Here is a 20981-nt window from a genome sequence, read left to right as displayed (position 1 = left end):
AATTTAGGTTAGCGGGGGAATTATTATTTACAGTCCTTGCAAACCCCGTTCACTACTACTTCTACATTATGCATATTGTATCCCTTGGGTAAATGAATGTTGGGTACATCCGTTTCATCCAAGCAGGTAGTAGTGCCGCATTGCTCACATTTAAAATGGATATGCTGATCGTGATGCTCATGCTCCTTGCAATCGGATTTGCAGAGCGCGTAGCGGACAGAAGTATCTGTCGTGGGAATTTTATGAATTAATCCCTTATCCAGAAAAGTTTGTAAAGTACGGTAAATCGTAACGCGGTCGAATGTTTGACCCGTTAATTTCTCAAAATCAGCATGTTCTAATGCGCCGTTGCTCTTGAGGAATAATTCCAATATCTTGATGCGGGTTTCTGTAACACTCAAGTTGCAAGCGCGTAACCAAGTAGCAATTTTCTCTTTTTGTTTTTGCGTTGCCATAACTCTCCCTGTATTTATTCAGTTCTTAAGCGGTCAATATCCTTGATCAACTTATTGATATCACTTTTTTTAGTGCCTTCATATAATCCCCTGATACGGCCCTTACCGTCTACAAGTGCGAACCATTGGGTATGAACGAAATCTTCATCTCCGGTATAATGCCCATCATCAACGAGGTAACTTTCCCTGGCCAGTTTGTATAACATTTTTTTAGAACCGGTTAAGAACCACCAATTTTTAGCATCTGCATGATGTTTTTCCGCGTAAGCTTTAAGAATGGGGACGCTGTCATACTCCGGATCTACGGTATGCGATAAAATTCGGAAATTAGGATCGTCTTTATAAGCTTCGTAGACCTTCTCCATATTTTCATTCATCCTCGGACAAATACCTGTGCAGGTTGTAAAGAAATATTCTGCCACGTAAAATTTGCCTTTCACGGAATCTTTCGTGATCGTTTTGCCTTCCTGGTTTACGAAGGAAAAACCTTGCACTTCATGCCCGGGAGAACCGAGGTAAGGCAGTTTTTCTTTACCATAATAACTACCGGTCTCATCCTTAATAACGTAGGCATTGTAGCCAACGAACATAGCGCTCAATGCAACAAAGAACACTATATAAAATATCGCTTTTTTTGACATAGTTCCCTTCTCTTTGGTACTTCAAATCGATCTTCAAAGTTACTACACATCTTGCCAAAAGCCATCATATTTTAAGTTAAAACTCTACGGATACGTTTCCGTATGCAAAAATAAAAATAATTATGCAACAATGTTGCAAATAATACATAAGTTTGCATTCTGAATAAAAATTGGATGAAGATGAAAATCAACCTGGATGCTTTAGGGGTTACAGCTTCCCTATTATGCGCTGTGCATTGCTTAGTAATGCCCTTGGTTTTGGCGGTTTCCCCGATCGTATCGGAGCACGCGGAGGGTCATGAATCTTTCGAAGGGATAATTATAGCCTGTACTTTGATTTTAGGGACATGGTCATTGATCCACGGTTGGCGAAAGCATCACGGGAAATGGTTTTTATTGCCGCTTTTTGCTTCCGGTTTTGCCGGTTTGCTGGCTTCGCATTACTGGATCAATGATGGATGGAGTGTCCCGGTATTAATCCTATCCATCACGGTTATCATTTACGCGCATGTACATAATTGGTGGTTGGGGCGTAAAATAGCCCATTGACCTAAAAAATATTTTAGTCCTGCCTAAGTGCCGCCACCATATGCTCTGATTAAGGTTGATAGGCGGCACTTTTATTTGGTTATCAATGTATTATTGATGTTTTCGACATGCATTTTGCCCAGTAAAACAATCACTCGATAACCGGGCATTACTGTTTTTTGAGTGAGAATAATATTCTAATCTAAGCGCTGTATTTGCAATTAAAGTTATTCTTTAATTGCTGTAAGCCTTATTGGATAAGGGTTTTTGTTAATTTTAATAAATTTAGATAAGACTAAATAAAAATTTAGATGAATAGCTGTTCTGAATTTAAATTTGCAAAGAAGTTAAAACTTTAACCTTTTATCATGCTAAATAGAATTTTACCCTTTTTGATACTATCCCTATGCCCTGTTTTATTATTGGCACAATCGAAAGCTACCGTGTATGGGAAAGTGTTGTCTGATTCGGTAGCTGTGCCTTATGCCAGTGTCGGCTTGCTGGGAACAAACCTGGGCGCCGTTACTTCGGAGGACGGCTCTTTCATCCTGGCAGATGTCCCGGTTGGGAAATATTACATTCAAGTTACAGCGGTGGGTTATGAAAAAATAAAACAGGTCGTCCAGGTAAAAAATGGGAAGAACCAACTGGAAATTAAAATGCTTTCGGCGGCTTCGGGGCTCCAGGAGGTAGTTATCAGCGGCACTTTAAAGCCGGTAAGCAAAATGCAAAGCCCTGTTCCCGTGGAAGTTTACACGCCGCTTTTCTTCAAAAAGAACCCCACGCCCAGCATTTTCGATGCTTTGCAAAATGTGAATGGTGTTCGTCCGCAAATCAATTGTAATGTTTGTAATACCGGTGATATCCATATCAATGGCTTGGAAGGACCTTATACGATGGTGTTGATCGATGGAATGCCAATTGTGAGCGCATTATCAACGGTATATGGACTTTCCGGCATTCCCAACAGCTTGGTGGAGCGTGTAGAGATTGTGAAAGGTCCGGCTTCGACTTTATACGGATCGGAAGCTGTTGCAGGTTTGATCAATATCATTACGAAGAACCCGGATGCGGCATCTAAATTTACTGCTGATGTCATGGGAACTACCTGGCAGGAGTTGAATGTGGATTTGGGCTATAAATTCAATATCGCGAAAAAGGCACATTCGCTGCTCGGGGTGAATTATTATAATTATCAACATCCCCTCGACAAAAATCATGATGGTTTTACCGATGTTACGCTACAACACAGGATCTCCATATTCAATAAATGGTCGTTTAAAAGGAAACTGGATCGAGTGGCCAACTTGGCAGCCAGGTTTTATTACGAAGATCGCTGGGGTGGGCAGATGAACTGGGAACCTAAGTACCGGGGCGGCAACGAAGTTTACGGGGAAAGTATTTATACGAAGCGATGGGAGCTGATCGGGAATTACCAGTTACCCGCTTCGGAGCGGCTCATGTTCCAGTACTCGTTAAATTATCATGATCAAAATTCAGCGTATGGCGACACATGGTTCCTGGCAACGCAAAAGATCGCCTTCGGGCAGCTAACATGGGATAAGGAAATAAAGTTCCACAGCCTGGTGGCCGGTATCCCGGTAAGATATACCTACTATGATGATAATACCCCGGTTACTAATAAAGAAAAGGACGGGATATTTGTTAACCAAGCCCAAGAAACATTCCTGCCGGGAATTTTTATCCAGGATGAATATGCCTTTCACCGGAATCATACCTTGCTGATGGGCTTGCGGTATGATTATAACTCCATCCATGGTAACATTTTTACACCTAGGATTGCTTATAAGTGGAGTCCAAATTATAAACATGTATTACGCCTGAATGCCGGCACCGGCTACAGGGTGGTTTCCCTGTTTACCGAAGATCATGCCGCGCTTACGGGTGCTAGGGATGTTATCATTAAAAATGACCTGAAGCCGGAGAAAAGTTGGAATATTAACCTTAATTATACCAATAAGTTCAATTGGGGACAGAGTTTCCTTGGTTTTGACGTTACGGCATTTTATACCAGGTTCTCCAATAAGATCATACCGGACTACGAAACTAACTATCAACAAGTTATTTATGATAACCTGGATGGTTATGCTATCTCCAAGGGCTTGAGTATGAACATGGATATCAGCTTTCGCTTCCCGCTAAAAATAATTGCCGGGATGACTTATACCGATGTTTACCAGGTGGAAGATGAAGAGGGGGGACAAAGGAGATCCCGGCCCTTGCTAACGGAAAAAATTTCCGGCACCTGGGTAATATCATATAATATTAAGCCATTGGCTTTATCGGTAGATTATACCGGAAATATTTACGGGCCCATGAAATTGCCCTTGGTCAGTGATTTGGATCCCCGCCCGGAAAATTCCCCGGTTTGGAGTATTCAAAACATTCAATTCACGAAAAAGATCGGCTCGCAGTGCGAGATCTATGCCGGGATAAAAAATCTTTTAAACTTCCGTCCACGAAGAGATGCCATCGCGCGGCCGTTTGATCCCTTTGACAAGGATGTTAGTTTTGACCAACAGGGGAATGCATTGCCAACCCCGGGGAATCCCTATGCGCTGACTTTCGATCCATCGTACGTGTACGCGCCAAACCAGGGCATCCGGGGATTCGTGGGGGCTAGGTTCAGCATCAAATAGTTTTTTATGGGTTAAAAACAAAGCCTGCCCCTTGTATATGCAATCCGGGCAGGCTTTTATGTATTATGGAGCAAATGATCCGCTAGAGGTTGAGGCCGATTTTTATGCCTAGGTGAACACTCGGTAAGATACTTACCATATGGCCTTTATCTAAGTTCAGCACATCGTTTTCCACGTTGTAATTAGCATAATGGTATACTTTTCCCCGGATGCCGACACCCAGGTAAGGATCGAACACCACTTTCTGGCGGGTAAATTGCCTGCCGATCAGGAATTGTAATCCATAAACATCCTTGTGCGCTTTATTTTTGAAGACTTCATCGTTAAAGTCGAAATCGGTAGCGGGATAATACACCCTCTTATATAATAATGAAGGTTGGAAATAGGTTCCGCTGGCATGTTGGCTACCGTTAAGAGCGAATAAATACCATCTGAAACCGACCCTTGCACCAAAACCAAGGCCTTCCACGAACTGGTCGGTAGAGATATCCGGTTTTTTCTGACCGATATCGATCCGCTTCGACAACAGGTAATCAGGGTAATCACTATAAATAAAGGTAGCGCCGAACTCCAGGCTGAATTTATTGCTCAATTCTTGCTCCCAGTATAAGTCCAATTCATTGATTAGCGTTGTCGGGTTTACTTTCAGCGTGCTTTTTGAAGGCGCGACAGGATTCTCCTGGGCCGACAACTGGAGCGAACAGCAAGTAATAACAAGGGCGATAACAATTTTTTTCATACCTGTTTGGATATCGTAAAGGCATCAATATTAAATGATGCATGATATTATAAAGTTGTCAATAATCGTTCCACAATTATGGGAAACCATTGATGTTCCAGGGCTTGTACTTTCCTCGCTACGTCTTCCGGGGTGTCGTTTTCTGAAAGTACACATTTCTCTTGCAAGATGGGTGCGCCTTCATCATAATGCTCATTAACATAATGGATGGTGATGCCACTTTCCTGCTCCCGGGCAGCCACTACGGCTTCATGAACAAAATGTCCATACATGCCTTTCCCCCCGTATTTGGGTAATAACGCGGGGTGGATGTTAATGATCCTGTTAGGGAAGGCTTCAATTAGGTTAGCGGGAACTTTCCATAGAAATCCTGCCAAAACCACGAGGTCGATACCCGCTTCTTTTAATAAAACGACATAGTTGTCGGATTTATAAAAATCCTCCCGGTTAATTAAAACAGAAGGAATACCTTCTTTCTCCGCGATATTAAATACCCCGGCGCCCGGTTTGTTGCAGAGGATAAATTTCACGGAAACCTGGTCGTTTCCCTTGAAATGATCAATAATTTTTTGAGCGTTGCTTCCGTTTCCGGAGGCAAAAATGGCAATATTCTTCAATGGAATTTGATTAATAGTATTTGTAACGGCTGCAAAAATAGGAAGAAGCATTCAAATAGCAGGCTCTATATATTATATTATACAAGCTAAATTATCGGCGTTTTTGTAGGTTTTTATATAAAATATCTTTATTTTATATTGTGATCTCTTACAATTGCTTGAGAAGCATGTCGTTATTGGCCCTATAAATCCGTGTTTTACAAATACTACCTTTAATTTCAAGGTTGTAGTAAACCTTGGGCTCATGAAACTTGTTATTGGGTGAAAAGGCTAGCACTAGATAAATGACACAAGGGCGCCAAGCCAGTAAAGAACCAACAAATCTATTATATATATTAAGGTGTTAGAACCTGTACATACACACCGGGTAGAGCATTGCAGATACATGTTGAACAATGATCGAGGCTTAGAATTTCCATTATATAAAAAATTGTAGGGCGCTTTTCACTGAAATATGATTTAAGTCAGGAAAGGGAATTTTAACATTTACTAATTTGGTCGGGTTAAATTGGAGAAGGAGGCTGAAGCCCGGATATTTTATGGCTTTTCCGGGGAAAATGGTTAGATGAGATATTGACAATTATAGTTGTTCACAAGGAATTACATAACTATATCTTATATGACCGGGACTCCAGGAAGCAACTGATAAGGGTCGCCAAAACGTCTGAAAGTTTTAATAGTAGGGAGTTTAAGCCAACGGAAGCAATTTAATAATCAATAAAATATAGCATATAAGCCCGTAAGAATTTTTTAGGATTGTTGGGAAATTGTCAACATTCTGTCTTATTTTTGCGAGCACTTTTAAGGAATCTTTGGTCAAATCTAAATTAATATAGACTGTGTATCGTCGTGTTTCCATTCGTTTGCGCAAGCATTTTGTGAGTGTCTTTATCCTATGCGCTGGTCTAGTACTGTCATCCTTAACTACTAAAGCTCAGGGTGACCCAGCCGCAGGTCAAGCCTTATTTAAAGCCAATTGCGCTAGTTGTCATAATGTTCACAAGAAATTAACTGGTCCTGCTTTGGCTGGTGTTGAAGGTAGATGGGCAGACAAGAAATTGCTCCATGCCTGGATCCGTAACTCTCAAAAGGTAATCGCTTCAGGTGATAAATATGCCAAGCAGTTGTACGCAGAGTACAATGTCGTAATGACTCCTTTCGAAAGTTTCACTGATGAGGACATCGACAATATCTTGGCTTATATCGCGAAAGAAGAGAAAGTTGTTCCCGGCGGCGCTGCCGGTGCTCCTGGAGCAACCGCTACCACTGGTAAAACGGACAACTCTACCAACAACCTGATCTTCGGTATTATTACCTTGATCTTGGCCGTTGTTGCGATTGTCCTGATGCAGATCAACAGCAACTTGAACAAGTTGGCTGCTGATAAAGAGGGTCAACCTACTCCGGAGCCTGTTCCTTTCTACCGTAATAAAGCATATATCGCAATCTGCATTGTGCTCTTATTTATGGTGGGTGGTTATTTCACAATCCAGGGAGCTATCGGTTTAGGTCGCCAGAAAGATTATATGCCGGAACAGCCGATCTTCTATTCACACAAAGTACACGCCGGGATTAACCAGATCAACTGCTTGTACTGCCACTCCGGAGCTGAGAAGAGTAAGCATGCTATGATTCCGCCGGAGAATGTTTGTATGAACTGTCACAAGTCTATTAATGAATATACCGGTCCGGATTTATACACTGCTGAAGGCAAGAAGGTAAATGGTACTGCCGAAATACAGAAGTTATATGATGCTATCGGCTGGGATAAGGATGCCAGTAAATATACTAAACCGGGTAAACCGATCGAGTGGGTTAAAATCCACAATTTACCTGACCATGTTTACTTCAACCACTCACAGCACGTAGTAGCCGGTAAAGTACAATGTCAAACTTGTCACGGTCCTATTCAAGACATGGACGAAGTACACCAATTCGCTGACTTATCCATGGGATGGTGTATTAACTGTCACCGCACAACCAATGTTCAATTCACTGAAAACAAATACTTTACCATTTTCGAGAAACTACATGAAGATATCGCGAACGGTAAAATGAAAGCCAGTGATATTACCGTTGAAACATTGGGTGGTACAGAATGTCAAAAATGTCACTACTAAAATAGTATAGCGATCGTCGCACTGAAAGGCGGCGATTGTTGTATGAATGATATATAAAGTAACCTGTTTATACTCTTGATAAGGAAGCAGGAAACTGGGAAAGAACAATTTGTAAATCGTAACTCGTAATAAATAACATGGAGCAAAAAAAGTATTGGAAAGGCTTGGAGGAGTTGCACAATACCGCTTCTCACCAGGAAGCAGTGGCTAACGAATTCAGGGAAGATCTCCCTTTTGAAGAGAGTGAAAGCCTGCTGAATGCTACTACCCCGCGTAGGGATTTCTTGAAATACTTAGGGTTTACCACGGCTGCTGCCACGATTGCTGCAAGCTGTGAAATACCTGTAAGAAAGGCTATTCCGTATGTTAATAAACCTGAGGATATTACCCCGGGTGTACCAAATTATTATGCTTCTACTTACGTTCAAGACGGTGAGTTTGTTCCTGTCGTGGTAAAAACCCGCGAAGGCAGACCTATCAAAATTGAAGGTAACGAACTATCATCTATCACCGGTGGCGCAACTACCGCCCGCGTTCAAGGTTCTGTTTTGCACCTGTACGATGTGGCTCGCCTGCGTTTCCCCGGTCTGAACTCTACTAAAGGTGATAAATCTAAAATCCAGGAGTTAAACTTTGCCGAAGTTGATAAGCAAATCGCTTCCGGTTTAGCTGCTATCGGTGGAAAATCAGCCGTTGTGTTGACTTCTTCCATCCTCTCCCCTTCTACTAAGAAAGTTATCGGCGAATTTGTTGCCAAATATCCGGGCGGCCGCCACGTAACTTACGATACACTCTCTTTTGCCGGTATGCTGTTGGCTAATGAAGCTAGCTACGGTAAAAGGGTATTACCTTCTTACCACTTCGAAAATGCAAAGGTGATTGTTAGCTTGGGCGCCGATTTCCTCGGTACCTGGTTAAGTCCCGCTGAATTTTCTAAACAATACGGTCAAAACCGTAAAATCAATCAAAAGAACCCGAGCATGAGCAAGCACTTTCATTTTGAAAGTATGATGAGCTTGACCGGTGCTAACGCGGATGAAAGGTATACACACAAACCTTCCGAGCTGGGTGCTGTTGTTTTGAATCTTTACGCAGCATTGGGCGGTAATGTTGCCGCTCCTGCTATCAGCAATGCCCGTTTGAAAGAAGGTATCGCTAAAGCTGCAAAAGCCATCCAGGCTAATCAAGGTAAAACCTTGGTTGTTTGCGGTTCTAACGATGTGAATGTTCAAATCTTGGTAAACGCGATCAACAACTTGGCAGGCGCTAACGGTGCCACGATCGATTGGGCTACTACCAGCAACTACCGTCAAGGTATCGATGCTGATATGGTGCAATTGGTTTCCGATATGAATGCCGGAAATGTAGGCGCCTTGTTCCTGCACGGTGTAAACCCTGTTTACGACTATTTTGATGCGGATAACTTCAAAAAGGGTCTAGAAAAAGTGGCGTTGACCGTTTCTTTGAACGATCGTTACGATGAAACTACAGAATTAGTTAAATACTTGGTTCCGGCTCACCATTACTTGGAAAGCTGGGGTGATGCTGAACCTAGAACGGGTTATTTCAGCTTCACGCAACCTACTATCGCCCCGTTATTTAAAACCAGGGCTTTCGAACAGTCTTTGTTGACTTGGTCCGGTAACCCAACACTTTGGGAAGATTACCTGAAGGATGCTTGGATTGCCAAACTGGGTTCTCAAGCTGCTTGGGATAAAGCTTTGCAAGATGGTATAGTTGAACCTGCCACAGCACCGGCTTTAGGTGGCGCTACCTTCAATGGCGATGTAGCCACTGCTGCTAGCAAAATCAAAACGAAAGCGGGTGGCAAATTTGAATTGGTAGTGTATGAAAAAGTGGCGATCGGTAACGGTAAAGAGGCTAACAACCCTTGGTTGCAAGAAATGCCTGACCCGATTACACGCGCTACTTGGGATAACTACCTCTGCGTTTCTAACTCCCATGCGAAAGACTTGAACAGCTTACAACTGGGTGATGATTATGAAATCCACGCAGATAAAAGAGTTGTAAAGGTTAAGGCCAACGGCAAAGAAATGGAATTGCCATTGCTGATCGTACCGGGTATTCATCCTGAAGTGGTGGCTATCGCCGTAGGTTACGGTCGCGGTAAGAAAGAAAATGTAGGTAAAGCTGCCGGTGAAGTGGGTCAAAATGCTTACAAGTTCGTAACATATAACGGTACTACTTTCGACTACTTCAGCACTGCTGTTGAAGCCGAAGCTACCGGCAAGATGTACCCGATCGGTCAAACCCAGACGCATAATAGCTATGAAGGTCGCCCGATTGTTAAGGAAACTACCCTGGAAGAATTCCTCGCTAATCCTGAAGAAGTAAACGAAGACAGGAAGGAATTAGCCCGTTACGGTGAAGATTTCCGTTATGACGGTACTTTATATCCTGATAAACATGCTAACCTTGGTATCAAGTGGGGTATGTCTATCGACTTGAATACTTGCTTCGGTTGCGGTGCTTGTACCATTGCCTGCCAAGCGGAAAATAACGTTTCCGTTGTAGGTAAAGAACAAGTGATCTTAGCGCACGAAATGCACTGGATCCGTATCGACCGTTATTTCAGCGGAGATGTTGATAATCCGGAAGTAGTATTCCAACCGATGTTGTGTCAGCATTGTGATAATGCTCCGTGTGAGAACGTTTGTCCTGTTGCCGCCACCAACCATAGCTCTGAAGGTTTGAACCAGATGGCTTACAACCGTTGTATCGGTACCCGTTATTGCGCAAACAACTGTCCTTATAAAGTTCGTCGCTTCAACTGGAGAGACTTCAACGGCGCTGATAGCTTCCAAGATAACTTGTTGGATGTTGCAGATATGAACGACAACTTAACACGTATGGTATTGAACCCGGATGTTGTGGTTCGTAGCCGCGGTGTAATGGAAAAATGTTCTTTCTGCGTACAACGCCTACAAGATGCTAAGTTGGCTGCTAAGAAAGCCGGTCACCCGATGAAAGACGGCGCTGCTAAAACTGCTTGTCAACAAGCATGTGCTGCCGATGCGATCATCTTCGGTAACGTGAATGATAAGGATAGTGCGATTTACAAGTTGAGAAGCGAAGAGCAAACACAACGTATGTACTACGTGTTGGAAGAAACGCACGTATTGCCTTCGATCAACTACTTGGCTAAGATCAGGAATAAAGATGCTGCTCCTAAAGCAAAAGAAGAACATCATAGCGAAGCTGCACATCACTAATATAATTCGTGGCAAGGTACCCTTCCGGTACTTTGCTGCATTTTGAAGAAAGAGAACAGGATTTAAAAAAGTAAAAAGCCCGTGGGGGACTGCCGGCTAAAAGCTTAAAACATTATGCAATTAAAGTACGAATCCACACTGAGAGAACCTTTAGTAGATGGGGTTAAGGATTATCACCAGGTAACCGAAGACATCGTGCGTCCTATCGAGGCGAAGCCTGGTAAAATGTGGTATGTAGGTTTTGCTCTCTCGGTGATTTTATTGTTATTCGGTGTATTCTCCGTATTCTGGGAAGTTTACTTCGGTATCGGTGTATGGAACTTGAATAAAACGATCGGCTGGGGTTGGGATATCACCAACTTCGTATGGTGGGTAGGTATCGGTCACGCCGGTACACTGATCTCCGCTATCTTGTTATTATTCCGTCAAGGCTGGCGTACCGGTGTAAACCGTGCGGCGGAAGCGATGACCATCTTCGCCGTTATGTGCGCGGGCCAGTTCCCGATCTTCCACATGGGTCGTGTTTGGATGGCTTTCTTCGTATTACCTTACCCTAATACCCGCGGTCCTTTATGGGTGAACTTCAACTCGCCTTTGCTTTGGGACGTATTCGCGATCTCCACTTACTTCACGGTATCTTTATTGTTCTGGTATTCTGGTTTATTACCTGACTTTGCAACGGTTCGTGATAGGGCAAAAACTAAATTGCGTAAATTATTATACGGTATAGCGTCTTTCGGTTGGACAGGTTCTACCAAGCACTGGCAACGTCACGAGGCATTGTCCTTGGTATTGGCAGGTTTGTCTACCCCGCTGGTACTTTCCGTACACACCATCGTATCATTTGACTTTGCAACTTCCGTGATTCCCGGTTGGCACACCACGATCTTCCCGCCGTACTTCGTTGCGGGTGCGATCTTCTCCGGTTTCGCGATGGTACAAACATTATTGATTATCTGCCGTAAGATCATGGGCTTGGAAGAGTACATCACCATGGGACACATCGAAGCGATGAACAAAGTAATCGTATTGACGGGTTCTATCGTGGGTGTTGCTTACTTGACCGAGTTGTTCATGGCATGGTACGGCGCTAGCCAATATGAATTTGCAACGTTCTACAAATACCGCGCTGCCGGTCCTTTGGGTTGGTCTTACTGGATCATGATGACCTGTAACGTAATCACCCCGCAAGTATTCTGGTTCCGCAAGATGAGAAGGAATATCATGGTAACCTTTATCATGTCCATCATCGTGAACATCGGTATGTGGTTCGAGCGTTTCGTGATTATCTGTACTTCTTTGTACCGTGACTATTTACCATCAAGCTGGGCTTACTATCGCCCTTCTTGGCCGGAAATCGGTTTCTACGTAGGTACCTTCGGTTTATTCTTTACTTGTTTCTTCTTATTCTCTAAATACTTCCCGGTAATTGCAGTAGCAGAGATCAAGAGTATCTTGAAAACTAGCGGTGAAAGCTTCAAGAATAAGATGACAGGTTACGAAGAAGAAAGCATTGAGAAATTTGAACACGATGCACATCACGCGCACTAAGTAAGATCGGGTTTCGAGTTTGAACCTGTGAAGGAGGTAAACCCGGGTAAAAAGAATAAACAGTATTACAAGGAATTTGAATTTATCATAATATGGCTGTAAAAAAATTTGTTGTAGGTTGCTTTGATGATGAGGCGGTATTGTTCCCAGCAGTAAAGAAAGTAAGAACAGCTGGTTACAAAATACACGATGTGTACACGCCTTTCCCTGTGCATGGATTAGATCATGCTTTGGGTTTACGTGAAACGAGCTTGCATACTGCCGGCTTCATCTATGGTATTACCGGTACAACTACGGCACTGTCTTTTATGAGTTGGGTGTTTACGTCAGATTGGCCGATGAACATCGGTGGTAAACCTCACTTCCCATTACCGGCATTCATCCCGATTACTTTCGAGTTGACCGTATTGTTTGCCGCCGTGGGTATGGTACTTACTTTTTGTTATCTCTGCCAGTTGGCTCCATTCGTGAAGAAACACGTTTTCCATCCCCGTCAAACAGACGATCTATTCGTGATGGCGATCGAGATCAGTGAGAAAGCTAATGCCGAAGAAGCGAAAGCCTTCTTGACAAGCGTAGGCGCTAAGGAGATCAACGAGCAAACAGCAGAAACAGGCTGGTGGATAGGTAGATTTGACAAAGTAGAGACCTTCTATTCAAAAGCAGTAACTGCTTAATGTATAAACAATTAAGACTAGAAAGTAAGTAATAAATAAATTGATGAAAAGGACTTCCAACATATTGATCGCAGCTGCTTTGGCAAGTGGAACTTTCCTCGCGGCTTGTAGTACAGATCACAGAAAGCCTGGTAGGATCTATATGCCTGATATGTACGAATCCCGCGCATATGAATTCTATAATAAAGATTTAGCTAGCTTGAAACCAGTGGAAGGTACTGTGAAAAGAGGGGAATTGTTGCCTTACCATTTGAAAGAAGCAGATACAGCACAAGCGAATTTGCATAAGAATCCGTTAACGCTGACAGCTGATGATATCACAGAAGGTAAGCGCTTGTACGATATTTACTGTGGAATTTGCCACGGGCAAAAATTGGATGGTAACGGTCCATTGTATAAAGATGGAACCGGTCCATTATTAGCTGCTCCAGCCAACTTCTTGTCTGGCAAAGTTGCCGCTTATACCGAAGGACGCATCTTCCATGTTATTACTTACGGTTTCAACATGATGGGTAGCTATGCTAGCCAGCTCGACCAAACGCAACGTTGGAAGGTCATAGCTTATATTAAGAGCGTTCAACATCCGGAATCTGCACCGGCAGCCTCCGGATCTGATTCAACTGCTACAGCGCAGTAATTTTTAAACAGTATTTCTATTAAGTATTTTAATATACAGTAATGAAAGACCAATTTGTAGTACCAGCAAGATTTAGAACGATAAGTTTCGTGCTTTTAGGGATCGGCTTGCTGACTTTATTGATCGGCTTATTCACATTTAGTGGTGAACACAGCACCCGTATTTGGGCTGGACTTTTGCAAAATGTTACCTTCTTTACCTTGGTAGCATTGGCAAGCACCTTCTTCTTATCGGTTACTACCATGGCTCATGGTGGTTGGCAGATTGCGTTCCGCAGGGTACCGGAAGCGATTTCTATGGCAGTACCTGTATTGGCAGTGATTACTTTCGTGATCCTGATGCTGATCGTATTTACTGATCAACATCATATTTACCACTGGGTAGATGCCGAGCACGTAAAACACGATAAAATCCTTACCTGGAAAAGTGCCTTCTTAAACCCTACCTTCTTCACGGTAGCTACAATTATTACTTTAGCACTCTGGTCTTTCTTTACTATTAAAATCCGTAACCTTTCATTACAAGAAGATACTTGGGCAATGACCCCCGAATTGGGCAGGAAATTGATCTGGAGAAATACCGTATGGTGCGCCGGGTTCGTAGTAGTATTTGCATTGAGCGTTGGTTCCACTACACCTTGGTTGTGGTTGATGAGTATCGATGCGCACTGGTTCTCAACTATGTATAGCTGGTATACATTTGCCAGTACTTGGGTATCCGGTATCGCCTTGATCACGCTTTTCGTGATTTACCTGAAAAGGTTGGGTTATTTACCATTCGTAACAGAAGAACATTTGCATGACTTGGGTAAATTCTTGTTTGCCTTCAGTATATTCTGGACTTACTTGTGGTTCTCTCAATACATGTTGATTTGGTATGCAAACTTACCTGAAGAAACAATCTACTTCCAACCACGCGTATGGGGTGAATTCAGGCCGGTGTTCTTCCTGAACTTGATCGTGAACTTTATCGTTCCGTTGTTATACTTAATGAAGCGTAGTACTAAACGTAACTATACATCCTTAGTGTTTATTTCCGTGTTGATTTTGATTGGCCACTGGGTAGATTTCTTCCAAATGGTTGCTCCCGGCACTCAAAATGGCGAATTGCACTTCCCTTGGTTTGAATTAGGTTTAGGTGTAGGTTTCGTTGGATTGATCATGTTGCTGACTGGCCGTCAATTGGCTAAAGCACCGTTAACGGCGAAGAACCACCCTTACCTGAGGGAAAGTATTATTCACCATACTTAATATGGCTGGATAAACTATTAAGAAACAACAAACGCAATTAGATAACTTAATTATTTCAAATAGCAATGTCAGGATTTTTAGCAGTCTTAGTTGTTGTCCTCATATTCGTAGTCATCTTCCAGATTTCGAAGGCTAGTGAATATGTGTCTATTCTGAAGGGAGAAAAGAAGACGCGCGAGCAAAGTAACCGTATTAACGGTTTCCTTATGATCGTGTTCCTGGTCTTAGGACTGATCGGAGTATGGTGGTGTAACGATTTATTGAAAGATAAAATGTTACCGGAAGCATCTTCCGTGCAAGGCGAAGGGATTGATTCGATGATCAAAACCACGCTTTGGATGACAGGTGGTGTATTCTTGATCACCCAAATATTACTTTTTTGGTTTGCATACAAATACCAGGAGAAAAGTGGTCGTAAAGCCGCTTTCTTCCCTCATAATAATATGATGGAAATAATTTGGACAGTGGTTCCGGCAATCGCTTTGACCGTCCTGGTATTGAACGGTATCAGGCACTGGATGAATATCACTTCCGAAGCTCCGGCAGATGCCATGGTGGTTGAAATTACCGGTAAGCAATTTAACTGGTTAATTCGCTATCCAGGGCATGACGGTCAATTTGGCCGTAAGAACTATAAATTAATCAATGATATCGACAACCCTGTTGGCCAGGATTGGGATGATCAATTGAATAAAGATGATTTCATGTCAACTGAAGTTCACTTGGTAGTAAACAAACCGGTGAAATTCGTAATCGGTTCCCGTGATGTTGTACATGATGTAGGTTTGGCGCACTTCCGCATGAAAATGGATGCCGTCCCCGGTATTCCTACTACGATGTGGATTACGCCTAAGTTCACTACGGCAGAGATGAAGAAGAAAACAGGTAATCCTGATTTCGTTTATGAAATCTCTTGCGACCAGATGTGCGGCAGTGGTCACTATTCCATGAAAGCGAACATCGTGGTTGAAACACAGGAAGAATTTGATAAATGGACCGCCGCTCAGAAGTCTCAATATAGCTTAGCACATGCTGATGAGACTCCAGCCGCACCGGCCGCCGCAGCAGATAGCACTTCGAAATTAACCGCTGATGCTACGCCGGTAAAGTAAATTCGTGATTGATAAGTTTTTGACGGAGATTAAAATAATTCAATGCAATAATTGCCAACAACGATATTACCGCGTTTTTGGCGAACAATAAACAGAACCGATTATGAGTAACGACGCAACATTGCACAGTCAACAAGAGGTAATGCATGGTGCAATAGCACACGATCACAATGGCCACGGCCACGATCACCATCATGAAGAGTCCTTCATATCGAAGTATATCTTCAGTATGGATCACAAGATGATCGCAAAACAATTCTTGGTAACAGGTATTATTTGGGCTATCATCGGTGCATTTTTTTCTGTACTGTTCCGTTTGCAATTAGGTTATCCTGATGCTACTTTCCCATGGTTGGAAAGCATTTTAGGGCACTGGGCCGAAGGCGGTAGAATTTCGCCGGAAGCATATTATGCCTTGGTAACTATGCATGGTACCATCTTGATATTCTTTGTACTAACAGCAGGTTTGAGTGGAACATTCTCTAACTTCCTGATCCCTTTACAAGTGGGCGCTCGTGATATGGCATCACCATTCATGAATATGCTGAGCTATTGGTTCTTCTTTATAGCTAGCGTTGTAATGATGAGCTCTTTATTTGTACAAACAGGGCCTGCTTCGGGTGGTTGGACTTCTTACCCGCCGTTAAGTGCTTTGGGGGATGCCTCTATCGGTTCGAAAATAGGTATGGATCTCTGGTTAATAGCCATGACCCTATTCGTTGTGTCTTCTTTATTGGGTAGTTTGAACTATATCTCTACCATCTTGAATATGCGTACGAAAGGTATGAGCATGACCAAGCTGCCGTTGACTATCTGGGCATTGTTCTTCACCGCTGTATTAGGTGTGTTGTCTTTCCCTGTATTGGTTTCCGGTTTCGTATTATTGATATTCGACCGTCACTTCGGTACAAGCTTCTACCTGTCTGAATTATTCGTGGCCGGTAAAGCATTGTCTAACGAAGGTGGTTCCGCTATATTATATCAACACTTATTCTGGTTCTTGGGTCACCCTGAGGTATATATCATTATCCTTCCCGCGATGGGTATGGTGTCCGAGATCTTGGCGGTTAACTCCCGCAAACCGATCTTCGGTTACCTCGCGATGGTGGGCTCCATGTTCGCGATCGTGCTCCTGGCTTTCTTGGTTTGGGCGCACCACATGTTCGTATCCGGTCTTAACCCCTTATTAGGTTCAGTATTCGTATTGTTGACATTACTGATCGCGATACCTTCTGCGATCAAGGTGTTCAACTGGTTAACGACCATCTGGAGAGGTAATATCCGCTTTACCCCTGCTGCCTTGTTCTCTATCGGTTTCGTAAGTACTTTCATCTCCGGTGGTTTAACGGGTATCTGGTTGGGTAACTCATCAATCGATATTCACTTACACGATACATACTTCGTAATTGCACACTTCCATATCGTAATGGGTGTATCTGCCTTCTTCGGTATGTTCGCCGGTATTTACCATTGGTTCCCGAAAATGTACGGTCGCTATATGAACAATACCGTGTCTTACATGCACTTCTGGATTACTTTGGTCGGCGCTTACCTGATCTTCTGGCCTATGCACTACGAAGGTATTGCAGGTATGCCACGTAGGTATTATGATTACGCTACATGGGAAACGTTCAAGCAATTCGCAGAATTGAACAAGTTCATTTCAACCGTGGTAATCATCGTGTTCTTGGCGCAATTGATGTTCGTATTTAACTTCTTCTACAGCATATTTAAAGGTCGTAAAGTAACTAGCTTGAACCCTTGGGGCGCTACTACTTTGGAATGGACGGTTCCATTGAGACCCGGGCACGGCAACTGGCCTGGAGAAATTCCGGAAGTACACCGTTGGCCGTATGACTATAGTAAAGAGAGCGGTGAAGAAGGTAAAGACTTTATTCTTCAAACAACGCCGCTGGGCCCGAACGAAACGGCTCACTAGGTGTTGCATAAGTAGGATTACAATCTTTGAAATATGGGCTATGTAACATAGCATGGCCCATATCTTGAAATAAAATGTTACAAGAAAATTCCATAAAATTGTCTGTATCATATGCAGTAGCAAGCCGGGCTAAAGATTACTTCCAATTAATGAAGTTCACACTTACTTTTTTGGTAGTTTTCTCCTGTGTTGTGAGTTATTTGTTGGTGCCCGGGGTGGAATTTACACTGGTAGAAGTTCTTTTATTATTCTTGGGAGGTATCTTGGTATCCGGTTCGGGAAGCATCGTGAACCAGATCATTGAGCGGGACTCTGATAAACTGATGGCCCGTACTGCCAACCGCCCCTTACCTGCAGGACGGGTATCGGTAACGGAAGCCAGCATATTGGCTTTTATTACCGGTATTGCTGGAATCTTGGTAATGGGACTCGTTTTCAACTGGTTAAGTGCCGGCTTGAGTTTGCTTTCCTTGGTTTTATACGGCTTCGTTTATACTCCTTGGAAAAAATGGAATTCATTCGCGGTATTTATCGGGGCTATACCGGGAGCATTACCTCCGTTAATCGGTTGGGTTGCAGGCGCCGGGGAGTTCTCTGAAGGTGGTTGGGCTATGTTTGCCATCCAATTTTTATGGCAGTTCCCGCATTTTTGGGCTATTGCTTGGGTTGCACATAATGATTATACCAAGGCCGGGTTTAAACTATTACCGGCAGGGACAGGACCAAGCAGGTATATCGCGATCCAGTCAACATTATATACATTATTGTTGATACCTGCGGGCGTTGCGCCATATTTCTTGAAATTGTCAGGTGCAATTGGCGCAGTTGTTACGATCTTGGCAGGCCTGTTTTACCTGTACCGCGCGGTAATGTTGGTGAAGAATGCTGATGTACCATCAGCTAGGAGATTAATGTTCGGTTCTTATATTTACTTAGCAGTAACATTCTTGGCTATTTTGGCCGATAAACTATAAAATTGAGGAGATGGCGACAATGAGTGTACAAAGGAATAAAATCCACCCGCATAAATACTCTTTGTGGATTGCAATGGGCAGCATCGTGATGATGTTCGTAGCATTCACGAGTGCTTACGTGGTGAAAAGGACTCAAGCCAACTGGCAAGCATTCGAATTGCCGCATATCTTTTGGTTGTCAACAGCTTTTATATTGATCAGTAGTTTGACGATCCAATTAGCCATGCGTCAATTCAAGGCGAGGAATTTAACTCAATACAAGTTATTGATCACGATCACGGCTATTTTAGGTTTCGCTTTTATCATCTGTCAATACCTGGGATTCAAGGAGATGTATGATCGCAACCTGCCCTTGGATGGACCGGCTTCCGCCTCGTTCATTTACGTGATCCTGGGGATGCACATTTTGCACGTTTTGGGCGGAATTGTAGCATTAACGGTGATTTTTTTGAGGGCCTTTAATACGAAAGTGAAAAGTTATAATCCTGTTCCGATAGAAATTGTTGCAACTTATTGGCATTTCGTGGACGGACTCTGGATATATTTATTGATCTTTTTAACTTTGGCTAGATAAGATCCGGAATTAGGATTTAAATCAATTTAAGAAGCTAAAATTCACAAATAATACAAATGGAATCAGCAGTAACAGCGAAGAAAAAATGGTGGGCCGGGGGATATTCTCCCTTTAACGTGAGCTATGGAAAGTTGATGATGTGGTATTTCCTGATGTCGGATGCGTTTACATTTGGCGCATTACTGATCTCATACGGTACAGTTCGTTTTTCCAACACCTCATGGCCTGACCCTAACGAAGTTTTCCATTCCTTCCCATTAATGGGTGAGGCTCATATGCCACTCGTATTCGTGAGCTTGATGACCTTCATCTTGATCATGAGTTCCGTGACCATGGTATTGGCTGTACATGCCGGTAAGTTCATGGACAAGAAACAAGTTGTTAAATGGCTTTCTTTGACTATCGTAGGTGGTATTGCTTTCTTGAGCTGCCAAGCTTGGGAATGGACACACTTACACCATCAAGGTGCTTGGTGGGGAAGTAATCCATTTGTTAACATTGATGGTACTGGTCCGCTCAACTCTAACTTTACAGATTTCTTCTTTACCATTACCGGTTTCCACGGTTTGCACGTAACTTCCGGTGTGATCTTGAATATCATCGTTCTGATCAATGTATTGAAAGGTACGTACGAGCATAGGGGGCATTATGAAATGGTTGAGAAAGTTGGTTTATACTGGCACTTTGTAGATTTAGTTTGGGTATTCGTATTCACCTGTTTCTATTTGCTCTAAACCTTGACCTGCATTCACCTAAAAGCGAAAGCTTTAGGTATTGAAAAGAATTTTTAGAACTTATTTGAACTTTATATGAGCATGGAACATACATCAGAAGAACTGATTTATCGTCACGCACCGCAAGATAAGTCTACTAAGACGATCTGGAAAACTTTCTGGATCTTATTAGCTATCACTATCGTGGAAATCGTTTTCGCATTTATTCACTTGGAATACCATTGGCCTGCAAGATGGATTTTAAATGGTTTCTTCATCATCATGACCTTGTTTAAAGCATACTTCATCGTGGATGAATTTATGCACTTAGGTCATGAAGTGAAAAATCTGATTATGACGATTATTATGCCTTTGTTGCTTTTCGTATGGTTTATCATCGCGTTCTTATATGAGGGAGATGCTTGGAAAAACCTTCGTAAAGATTTAGCGCCCGGTACCCCGGCTGCTGTAGAAGCTCCTGCTGCCCCGGCACATGGCGCTCATCACTAAATGGAATTATTGTAAACTTAAATTTTACTGTCATCTCAAAACGTGCTTTAA

Annotated in this window: 18 protein-coding genes; 14 read left to right on the top strand and 4 right to left on the bottom strand. The window is 42.9% G+C overall.

The features are described from left to right. Positions 1–23: 23 nt before the first annotated feature. Positions 24–455 (bottom strand): Fur family transcriptional regulator, encoded by a 432-nt coding sequence (locus tag COR50_RS03905; protein WP_098192772.1) that lies wholly within the window; start codon positions 453–455, stop codon positions 24–26. Between the two features lie 14 nt (positions 456–469). After that, positions 470–1096, bottom strand: a complete 627-nt coding sequence (locus COR50_RS03900) for an SCO family protein (protein ID WP_098192771.1) — start codon at positions 1094–1096, stop codon at positions 470–472. A gap of 180 nt (positions 1097–1276) precedes the next feature. Between COR50_RS03900 and COR50_RS03895 the strand changes: the two genes are divergently transcribed. Both COR50_RS03895 and COR50_RS03890 read left to right on the top strand, forming a co-directional pair. After that, positions 1277–1645: a MerC domain-containing protein gene (locus tag COR50_RS03895; protein ID WP_157760607.1), complete on the top strand. Its 369-nt coding sequence runs from the start codon at positions 1277–1279 to the stop codon at positions 1643–1645. Between the two features lie 347 nt (positions 1646–1992). Then, positions 1993–4284, top strand: coding sequence for a TonB-dependent receptor (locus tag COR50_RS03890; protein ID WP_098192769.1), 2292 nt, complete (start codon positions 1993–1995; stop codon positions 4282–4284). Between the two features lie 82 nt (positions 4285–4366). Here COR50_RS03890 and COR50_RS03885 read toward each other — a convergent pair whose 3' ends face one another. Both COR50_RS03885 and purN read right to left on the bottom strand, forming a co-directional pair. Further along, positions 4367–5023 (bottom strand): hypothetical protein, encoded by a 657-nt coding sequence (locus COR50_RS03885; RefSeq protein ID WP_098192768.1) that lies wholly within the window; start codon positions 5021–5023, stop codon positions 4367–4369. A gap of 47 nt (positions 5024–5070) precedes the next feature. Next, entirely contained in the window at positions 5071–5640 is a 570-nt protein-coding gene (purN, locus tag COR50_RS03880; RefSeq protein ID WP_098196090.1) for a phosphoribosylglycinamide formyltransferase, read from the bottom strand. Between the two features lie 839 nt (positions 5641–6479). Between purN and COR50_RS03875 the strand changes: the two genes are divergently transcribed. The 12 genes from COR50_RS03875 (at position 6480) to COR50_RS03820 (ending at position 20930) form a co-directional block, all read left to right on the top strand. Further along, entirely contained in the window at positions 6480–7760 is a 1281-nt protein-coding gene (locus COR50_RS03875; protein ID WP_394336706.1) for a c-type cytochrome, read from the top strand. A gap of 137 nt (positions 7761–7897) precedes the next feature. Continuing rightward, positions 7898–10993, top strand: coding sequence for a TAT-variant-translocated molybdopterin oxidoreductase (locus COR50_RS03870; protein WP_098192767.1), 3096 nt, complete (start codon positions 7898–7900; stop codon positions 10991–10993). Positions 10994–11107: 114 nt separating this feature from the next. Beyond that, positions 11108–12544 carry an NrfD/PsrC family molybdoenzyme membrane anchor subunit gene (gene nrfD / locus COR50_RS03865; RefSeq protein ID WP_098192766.1) on the top strand — a complete coding sequence of 479 codons (1437 nt, stop codon included), beginning with the start codon at positions 11108–11110 and terminating at the stop codon, positions 12542–12544. A gap of 92 nt (positions 12545–12636) precedes the next feature. Beyond that, a complete protein-coding gene (locus tag COR50_RS03860; protein ID WP_098192765.1) occupies positions 12637–13221 on the top strand; it encodes a DUF3341 domain-containing protein in 585 nt (194 codons plus the stop codon). Positions 13222–13264: 43 nt separating this feature from the next. Then, positions 13265–13858, top strand: coding sequence for a c-type cytochrome (locus COR50_RS03855; RefSeq protein ID WP_098192764.1), 594 nt, complete (start codon positions 13265–13267; stop codon positions 13856–13858). A gap of 41 nt (positions 13859–13899) precedes the next feature. Further along, positions 13900–15108: a quinol:cytochrome C oxidoreductase gene (locus COR50_RS03850; protein ID WP_098192763.1), complete on the top strand. Its 1209-nt coding sequence runs from the start codon at positions 13900–13902 to the stop codon at positions 15106–15108. 65 nt (positions 15109–15173) lie between these two features. Next, the gene (locus COR50_RS03845; RefSeq protein WP_098192762.1) at positions 15174–16220 is read left to right on the top strand and encodes a cytochrome c oxidase subunit II; all 1047 of its coding nucleotides are present in this window, start codon (positions 15174–15176) and stop codon (positions 16218–16220) included. Positions 16221–16323: 103 nt separating this feature from the next. Continuing rightward, positions 16324–18159: a cytochrome c oxidase subunit I gene (locus tag COR50_RS03840; protein ID WP_098192761.1), complete on the top strand. Its 1836-nt coding sequence runs from the start codon at positions 16324–16326 to the stop codon at positions 18157–18159. Between the two features lie 98 nt (positions 18160–18257). Then, positions 18258–19133 (top strand): heme o synthase, encoded by an 876-nt coding sequence (cyoE, locus tag COR50_RS03835; RefSeq protein ID WP_232516268.1) that lies wholly within the window; start codon positions 18258–18260, stop codon positions 19131–19133. A gap of 10 nt (positions 19134–19143) precedes the next feature. Then, entirely contained in the window at positions 19144–19707 is a 564-nt protein-coding gene (locus COR50_RS03830; RefSeq protein ID WP_098192759.1) for a cytochrome c oxidase subunit 3, read from the top strand. Between the two features lie 56 nt (positions 19708–19763). Beyond that, entirely contained in the window at positions 19764–20441 is a 678-nt protein-coding gene (locus COR50_RS03825) for a cytochrome c oxidase subunit 3 (RefSeq protein ID WP_098192758.1), read from the top strand. A gap of 81 nt (positions 20442–20522) precedes the next feature. Beyond that, complete coding sequence (locus tag COR50_RS03820; protein ID WP_098196088.1) at positions 20523–20930, top strand: cytochrome C oxidase subunit IV family protein; 408 nt, start codon at positions 20523–20525, stop codon at positions 20928–20930. Positions 20931–20981 lie beyond the last annotated feature (51 nt).

Origin of the sequence: Chitinophaga caeni (assembly GCF_002557795.1) — a bacterium.
GTDB classification, from domain to species: domain Bacteria; phylum Bacteroidota; class Bacteroidia; order Chitinophagales; family Chitinophagaceae; genus Chitinophaga; species Chitinophaga caeni.
The sequence above is the reverse complement of the archived record's forward strand: the minus strand, read 5'-3'. Positions and strand labels throughout refer to the sequence as shown.

What these genes read in the sequence shown, in the direction of transcription:
- COR50_RS03905 (WP_098192772.1), bottom strand. Translation starts at nt 455, where the DNA reads ATGGCAACGCAAAAACAAAAAGAGAAAATTGCTACTTGGTTACGCGCT.
- COR50_RS03900 (WP_098192771.1), bottom strand. Translation starts at nt 1,096, where the DNA reads ATGTCAAAAAAAGCGATATTTTATATAGTGTTCTTTGTTGCATTGAGC.
- COR50_RS03895 (WP_157760607.1), top strand. Translation starts at nt 1,277, where the DNA reads ATGAAAATCAACCTGGATGCTTTAGGGGTTACAGCTTCCCTATTATGC.
- COR50_RS03890 (WP_098192769.1), top strand. Translation starts at nt 1,993, where the DNA reads ATGCTAAATAGAATTTTACCCTTTTTGATACTATCCCTATGCCCTGTT.
- COR50_RS03885 (WP_098192768.1), bottom strand. Translation starts at nt 5,023, where the DNA reads ATGAAAAAAATTGTTATCGCCCTTGTTATTACTTGCTGTTCGCTCCAG.
- COR50_RS03870 (WP_098192767.1), top strand. Translation starts at nt 7,898, where the DNA reads ATGGAGCAAAAAAAGTATTGGAAAGGCTTGGAGGAGTTGCACAATACC.
- nrfD (WP_098192766.1), top strand. Translation starts at nt 11,108, where the DNA reads ATGCAATTAAAGTACGAATCCACACTGAGAGAACCTTTAGTAGATGGG.
- COR50_RS03860 (WP_098192765.1), top strand. Translation starts at nt 12,637, where the DNA reads ATGGCTGTAAAAAAATTTGTTGTAGGTTGCTTTGATGATGAGGCGGTA.
- COR50_RS03855 (WP_098192764.1), top strand. Translation starts at nt 13,265, where the DNA reads ATGAAAAGGACTTCCAACATATTGATCGCAGCTGCTTTGGCAAGTGGA.
- COR50_RS03850 (WP_098192763.1), top strand. Translation starts at nt 13,900, where the DNA reads ATGAAAGACCAATTTGTAGTACCAGCAAGATTTAGAACGATAAGTTTC.
- COR50_RS03845 (WP_098192762.1), top strand. Translation starts at nt 15,174, where the DNA reads ATGTCAGGATTTTTAGCAGTCTTAGTTGTTGTCCTCATATTCGTAGTC.
- COR50_RS03840 (WP_098192761.1), top strand. Translation starts at nt 16,324, where the DNA reads ATGAGTAACGACGCAACATTGCACAGTCAACAAGAGGTAATGCATGGT.
- COR50_RS03830 (WP_098192759.1), top strand. Translation starts at nt 19,144, where the DNA reads ATGGCGACAATGAGTGTACAAAGGAATAAAATCCACCCGCATAAATAC.
- COR50_RS03825 (WP_098192758.1), top strand. Translation starts at nt 19,764, where the DNA reads ATGGAATCAGCAGTAACAGCGAAGAAAAAATGGTGGGCCGGGGGATAT.
- COR50_RS03820 (WP_098196088.1), top strand. Translation starts at nt 20,523, where the DNA reads ATGGAACATACATCAGAAGAACTGATTTATCGTCACGCACCGCAAGAT.